The organism is Pseudomonas sp. MN1F (assembly GCF_009391885.1).
Taxonomy (GTDB): Bacteria; Pseudomonadota; Gammaproteobacteria; order Pseudomonadales; family Pseudomonadaceae; genus Aquipseudomonas.
Map to the genome: position 1 here is coordinate 34,676 of NZ_VZII01000045.1, position 6,782 is coordinate 41,457.

Here is a 6,782-nt window from a genome sequence, read left to right on the forward strand (position 1 = left end):
ACCCGCGAAGAGGCCGGTACCGGAGACAGACATTGTTCGGAGCCCATGCATGCCCCTAGCCGTCCAGTTCACCCAGGTTTCCCGCACCTTCGGCGAGGTCAAGGCCGTCGACCAGGTCAGCATCGACATCGATGACGGCGAATTCTTCTCCATGCTCGGCCCCTCCGGCTCGGGCAAGACCACCTGCCTGCGCCTGATCGCCGGCTTCGAGCAACCGAACAGCGGCTCGATCCGCATCCATGGCGTCGAAGCCGCTGGCGTGCCGCCCTACCAGCGCGACGTCAACACCGTGTTTCAGGACTACGCCCTGTTCCCGCACATGAACGTGCGCGACAACATCGCCTATGGCCTCAAGGTCAAGGGCGTGGCCAAGGCCGAACGCCATGCCCGCGCCGAAGAAGCGCTGGCCATGGTCGCCCTGGCCGGCTACGGCGAACGCAAACCGGCGCAGCTTTCCGGCGGCCAGCGCCAGCGCGTGGCCCTGGCCCGCGCCCTGGTCAACCGGCCACGGGTGCTGCTGCTCGACGAGCCGCTGGGGGCGCTCGACCTGAAGCTGCGCGAACAGATGCAGGGCGAATTGAAGAAGTTGCAGCGCCAGCTGGGCATCACCTTCATCTTCGTCACCCACGACCAGACCGAAGCGCTGTCGATGTCGGACCGGGTGGCGGTGTTCAACCGCGGGCGCATCGAGCAGGTCGACACGCCGCGCAACCTGTACATGAAGCCCGCGACCACCTTCGTCGCCGAATTCGTCGGCACCTCCAACGTCATCCGCGGTGACCTCGCCGAACAGCTCAGTGGCAGTCGCTCACCGTTTTCCATTCGCCCCGAGCATATCCGCCTGGTGGACATGCCCGGCCAGGCGCAAGACGTGCAAGTCAGCGGCCTGCTGCGCGACATCCAGTACCAGGGCAGTGCCACCCGCTATGAGGTGCAGCTGGACAGCGGCCAGCTGCTGGCCGTAAGCCACGCCAATGACCGCTGGCAGGCGCAACCACAGCCCTGGCAGGCCGGCCAGCACGTGCAGCTGCGCTGGCCACGCGAAGCAATGACCGCGCTGCAGGAAACCGTCCTGGCCGAGGCCCGCTGACATGCGCCGCGTATCCGACCTGCTGTACCGGCGCCCCAACCTCTACCTGGCATTGCTGTTGATCCCGCCGCTGACCTGGTTCGGCGCCATCTACCTGGGCTCGCTGCTCAGCTTGCTGTGGCAAGGCTTCTACACCTTCGACGACTTCACCATGGCGGTAACCCCGGAGCTGACCCTGGGCAACTTCGCCGCGCTGTTCAACCCGTCCAACTTCGACATCATCCTGCGCACCCTGGCCATGGCCGTGGCGGTATCGTTGGCCAGTGCGGTGCTGGCCTTCCCGATTGCCTACTACATGGCGCGCTACACCAACGGCAAGACCAAGGCGTTCTTCTACATCGCGGTGATGATGCCGATGTGGGCCAGCTACATCGTCAAGACCTACGCCTGGACCCTGCTGCTGGCCAAGGGTGGCGTGGCCCAGTGGTTCGTCCAGCAGCTGCACCTGGATGCCCTGCTGCAGGCGGTGCTGGCCGTGCCCGGCGTTGGCGGCAGCACGTTGTCGACCTCGCACCTGGGGCGTTTCATGGTGTTCGTGTACATCTGGCTGCCGTTCATGATCCTGCCGATCCAGGCCTCGCTGGAGCGCCTGCCGCCGTCATTGCTGCAGGCTTCGGCAGACCTGGGGGCCAGGCCTGGGCAAACGTTCTGGCAGGTGATCCTGCCGCTGTCGATCCCCGGCATTGCCGCCGGCTCGATCTTTACCTTCTCGCTGACCCTGGGTGACTTCATCGTGCCACAGCTGGTCGGCCCGCCGGGCTACTTCATCGGCAGCATGGTCTATGCCCAGCAAGGGGCGATCGGCAACATGCCGATGGCAGCGGCGTTCACGCTGGTGCCGATCGTGCTGATCGCGGTGTACCTGTCCATCGTCAAGCGCCTGGGAGCCTTCGATGCACTCTGAAAAAGCGTCTGTCGGCCTGCGCCTGGCGGCCTGGGGCGGGTTGCTGTTCCTGCATTTCCCGATCCTGATCATCTTCCTGTACGCCTTCAACACCGAAGACGCGGCATTCAGCTTCCCGCCCAAGGGTTTTACCTTCAACTGGTTTGCCGTGGCCTTCGCCCGCCCCGACGTGCTCGAAGCCATCAAGCTGTCGCTGCAGGTGGCCTGCCTGGCCACGCTGATCGCGCTGGTGCTCGGCACCCTCGCCTCGGCGGCGCTGTACCGGCGCAGCTTCTTCGGCAAGGAAAGCATCTCGCTGATGCTGATCCTGCCGATCGCCCTGCCCGGCATCATCACCGGCATCGCCCTGCTCTCGGCCTTCAAGCGCCTGGGGATAGAGCCCGGCGTGTTCACCATCGTGATAGGCCATGCCACGTTCTGCGTGGTGATCGTCTACAACAACGTCATCGCCCGCCTGCGGCGCACCTCGCAGAGCCTGATCGAGGCGTCCATGGACCTCGGTGCCGACGGCTGGCAGACCTTTCGCTACATCATCCTGCCCAACCTCGGCTCGGCCCTGCTGGCCGGCGGCATGCTGGCGTTCGCCCTGTCATTCGACGAGATCATCGTCACCACCTTCACCGCCGGCCACGAGCGCACCCTGCCGATCTGGCTGCTCAACCAGCTCAGCCGCCCGCGCGACGTGCCGGTGACCAACGTGGTCGCCATGCTGGTGATGCTGGTGACCATGTTGCCGATCCTCGGCGCCTATTACCTGACCCGTGGCGGCGAAAGCGTTGCGGGCAGCGGCAAATGACCCCCAAGGAGTCCTCCATGCAAAGCAAAATGCTGATCAACGGCACGCTGGTCGCGGGCGATGGCCCGACCTGGACCGTGCTCAACCCCGCCGAGGGCAGCGCCCTGGCGCAGATCAACGAAGCTACCGAGGCTCAGGTCGATAGCGCCGTGCGCGCCGCCGACCAGGCTTTCGACAGCTGGTCACAAACCAGCCCCAAGGAGCGCTCCCTGGCGCTACTGGCCCTGGCCGATACCATCGAAGCCCATGGCGATGAATTGGCCCGGCTGGAGTCGCAGAACTGCGGCAAGCCGTTCGCTGCCGCCCTGAACGACGAAATCCCGGCCATCGCCGACGTGTTCCGTTACTTCGCCGGGGCCGCCCGCTGCCTTGGCGGCTCGGCGGCAGGCGAATACCTGCCGGGCCATACCTCGATGATCCGCCGCGACCCGCTGGGCGTGGTGGCCTCGATCGCGCCGTGGAACTACCCGCTGATGATGCTGGCGTGGAAGATCGCCCCCGCCTTGGCGGCCGGCAATACCGTGGTCATCAAACCCTCCGAATTGACCCCGTTGACCGCCTTGCGCCTGGGCGAGCTGGCGAAGGGCCTGTTGCCACCTGGCGTGCTCAACATCCTGTTCGGCCGCGGGCAGACGGTCGGCAACCCACTGGTTACCCACCCCAAGGTGCGCATGGTCTCGCTGACCGGTTCCATTCCCACTGGCGCGCACATCATTGGCGCCACCGCCAGCAGTGTGAAACGCATGCACATGGAGCTGGGCGGCAAAGCGCCGGTGCTGGTGTTCGACGACGCCGATATCGATGCAGCGATCGACGGCATCCGCACGTTCAGTTTCTACAACGCCGGCCAGGACTGCACCGCAGCCTGTCGCCTGTATGTGCAGGCGGGGATCTACGAGCGCTTCGTCGAGCGCCTGGGCAAGGCCGTTTCCAGCCTCAAGGCAGGCGTGCAGGATGCCGAAGATACAGAACTCGGCCCACTGATCAGCGCCCAGCACCGCGACAAGGTGGCTGGCCTGGTCCAGCGCGCCATCGCCCAGCCGCATATCCGCCTGGTGACGGGCGGCAAGGTGATTGCGGGGGATGGCTTCTTCTTCGAACCGACCGTGCTGGCCGACGCCTTGCAGGATGACGAGATCGTTCGCAACGAGGTGTTCGGCCCGGTGGTCTCGGTGACCCGCTTCAGCACCGAGGAGCAGGCGCTGGAATGGGCCAACGATTCCGAATACGGCCTGGCCTCATCGGTGTGGACCCGCGACACCGGCCGCGCCCACCGCCTGGCGGCGCGGTTGCAGTATGGCTGCACCTGGGTCAATACCCACTTCATGCTGGTCAGCGAAATGCCCCATGGCGGGCAGAAGCACTCGGGGTATGGCAAGGACATGTCGATGTATGGGCTGGAGGATTACACCTGTGTGCGGCATGTGATGATCAAGCATTGAAGGCAATGCCTGGATTGAGGCTTGGACCTCAAACCAGGCGCTTTCCTACATTGCCTTCAGCCCATTCCTGATCTTGCTTCCATTACTTTGTGATCATCGAAAACACACGATCAGGAAGCCAGAAGGCATGGAATATCGGGGACACCGAGCAATAGTGAAATACAGCAAAGAGGATCGCTTATGGGTGGGGCATCTTTGCACCACCCGCGATATCGTCGGGTTTCATACCCGATCACGTCGAACGCTTTCTGCAGCCTTCAAAGAAGCGGTGGATGACTATCTGGAAGTCAAACACCAAGTCCGGATGTAACGCAACCCTTGTGGGAGCCGCGCTTGCCGGCGATGGGCCGCGAAGCGGCCCCACGATCTCAAGGTTGTTGCATAAATTGCCGGGGCCGCTTTGCGGCCCATCGCCGGCAAGCGCGGCTCCCACAGGGTCTACGGCCCTTATCAATCGCGCAAATCCGACTCGTGAATCGGGTTGGCGCGGCTGGTCGCCCGTTGATACTGCGCAGGCCAAGTGGCCTTGTTACCGCCCAGATCATCATCGGCATGCAGCGGCCAGTAAGGATCGCGTAGCAGCTCCCGCGCCAGGAAGATCACGTCGGCCTGCCCGGTGCGCAGAATATGCTCGGCCTGGGCCGGTTCAGTGATCATGCCGACGGTACCGGTGGCGATTTCCGCCTCCTTGCGCACGCGCTCGGCGAAGCGAGTTTGGTAACCAGGGCCGGTGGGGATTTCGGCGTTGACCGAAGTACCACCGGAAGACACATCGATCAGGTCGACACCCAGCACCCGCAGCCGACGGGCCAGTTCCACGGTTTCATCCGGGTTCCAGCCATCCTCAACCCAGTCGGTCGCCGATACCCTGACAAACAGCGGCAATTCAGCCGGCCAGACGCTGCGCACCGCTTCGACCACTTGCAGGGTCAGGCGGATACGGTTCTCGAAGCAGCTGCCATATTCATCGCGGCGCTGGTTGCTCAGCGGTGAAAGGAACTGGTGCAGCAGATAACCATGGGCGGCGTGGATTTCGACTACCTTGAAGCCGGCCTTGAGCGCCCGCTCGGTCGAGGCGACGAAGGCGTTGATCACGTCCTGAATCTCGTCCTTGCTCAACTCGCGTGGTGGTGTGTGTTGCGGATCGAAGGCAATCTTCGACGGCCCCACGGGCTGCCAGCCGCCGTCTTCGAGCTTCACACTGCCCTGCTTGCCCAGCCACGGCCGATAGGTACTGGCCTTGCGCCCGGCGTGGGCCAGCTGGATACCGGGGACGGCGCCTTGAGCGGTGATGAAACGGGTAATGCGCTGCAACGGGGCAATCTGGTCGTCGTTCCACAGGCCGAGGTCTTCGGCAGTGATGCGACCATCGGCAGTCACCGCGACGGCTTCGCTGATGACCAGGCCAGCGCCACCCACGGCGCGGCTGCCCAAGTGAACAAGATGCCAATCGTTGGCCAGGCCATCGACGGCGGAATACTGGCACATCGGCGAGACCGCGATGCGGTTGGGCAGCGTCAGCTGACGCAGGGTGTAAGGCTCGAGCAGCAGGCTCATGAGGGCACCTCCCAAGGACTCCAATGGTGATCCGGCCCGGACACTCAAGTGCACATCCCTGGCCCGATGCCGGTCATTAATCAGACTAGACCAGATTGGTGGGGGGGAAGGTTCAGTGGGATTGCTGACTGGTCCGACGCATGTATCAGACGTTTCCTACGCATATGAACTGGCGGTGCCTGGCTGAGGAAAATATCCTACAAGCCCTGTCGACTCGCGTCTGATTGTCCCTGGAAACACCGCCCTTTAGGCTTTTCGTGTCGCTGAAAACATCAGCGATGCGGGTGTGGAAACCCGGACAATCTTCAAGTGCCTGTCGTAATGGCAGCTGTACACGGGAGGCCGTATGGCCTACCGGGGTTCCTTGAAGACCGGTTTTCCACCCCGTGTACAGTTGCCGCCCTTCGTGTGGAAACGGCGGTGGCAACTCCTTTAATCTTCAAGGAATTGCTATGAAAAAGATCGTCCCCGATCCACCCCATCATTTCGACCTTCCCTCCGACAAGACCCTCACCAACGCCGTCAGCGAGGGCATCGTGCCCATCGACCACGTGGTGATGAACGTCACCCATTACCTGATGCTTGCCTACAACCATTGCCACCGAACCCTCGATGCCATCGAAGATGACCGCACCCGGGAATCGCTGGTGAATGGGCTGCGTGCCATGCAGATTGCATGGGGCCAGGCGGATGCGCTGTCACTGGCCTTGGAGCGGAGTACCAACCTTCATTGAGGTTGGAGTTGCGGGCCTCTTCGCGGGTAAACCCGCGAAGAGGCCAGAACAGGCCATCAAAAAATTTCAGGAGAGGAATCGATGACCACAGACGACACCCAATTCACCGTCGGCAAAACCACGTTTTTCCAAGGCGAACACCAGACCCATCCGCTGTTCCGCATCGAACCCGGCATCCCCTGCCGGGATGCCCGCGAGCAGGCCTCGGAGTTGATGGGCTATGTAAGAGAGCTGACCATCATCGGCCTGATGGATGAAA

Annotated in this window: 7 protein-coding genes; 6 read left to right on the forward strand and 1 reads right to left on the reverse strand. The window is 63.1% G+C overall.

The annotated features are described in order from the left end of the window. Positions 1 to 49: 49 nt before the first annotated feature. The 4 genes from F6X59_RS22110 to F6X59_RS22125 are packed head-to-tail and all read left to right on the forward strand — an operon-like array spanning position 50 to position 4,232. The gene (locus F6X59_RS22110; protein WP_152958128.1) at positions 50 to 1,090 is read left to right on the forward strand and encodes an ABC transporter ATP-binding protein; all 1,041 of its coding nucleotides are present in this window, start codon (positions 50 to 52) and stop codon (positions 1,088 to 1,090) included. 1 nt (position 1,091) lies between these two features. Continuing rightward, on the forward strand, positions 1,092 to 1,994 hold the full coding sequence (locus tag F6X59_RS22115; RefSeq protein ID WP_152958129.1) for an ABC transporter permease: 903 nt from the start codon (positions 1,092 to 1,094) through the stop codon (positions 1,992 to 1,994). Next, entirely contained in the window at positions 1,984 to 2,790 is an 807-nt protein-coding gene (locus tag F6X59_RS22120; protein WP_152958130.1) for an ABC transporter permease, read from the forward strand. Before F6X59_RS22115 ends, F6X59_RS22120 begins: the two co-directional genes overlap by 11 nt. A 17-nt stretch (positions 2,791 to 2,807) precedes the next feature. Beyond that, entirely contained in the window at positions 2,808 to 4,232 is a 1,425-nt protein-coding gene (locus tag F6X59_RS22125; RefSeq protein ID WP_152958131.1) for a gamma-aminobutyraldehyde dehydrogenase, read from the forward strand. Between the two features lie 450 nt (positions 4,233 to 4,682). Here the strand turns inward: F6X59_RS22125 and F6X59_RS22130 are convergent, their stop codons facing one another. Continuing rightward, entirely contained in the window at positions 4,683 to 5,789 is a 1,107-nt protein-coding gene (locus F6X59_RS22130; RefSeq protein WP_152958132.1) for an NADH:flavin oxidoreductase/NADH oxidase, read from the reverse strand. Between the two features lie 452 nt (positions 5,790 to 6,241). Between F6X59_RS22130 and F6X59_RS22135 the strand changes: the two genes are divergently transcribed. Beyond that, positions 6,242 to 6,523: a hypothetical protein gene (locus F6X59_RS22135; RefSeq protein WP_152958133.1), complete on the forward strand. Its 282-nt coding sequence runs from the start codon at positions 6,242 to 6,244 to the stop codon at positions 6,521 to 6,523. 81 nt (positions 6,524 to 6,604) lie between these two features. After that, positions 6,605 to 6,782, forward strand: a 178-nt coding sequence (locus F6X59_RS22140; RefSeq protein ID WP_152958134.1) for a DUF3077 domain-containing protein, incomplete at its 3' end; no start/stop codon positions are given.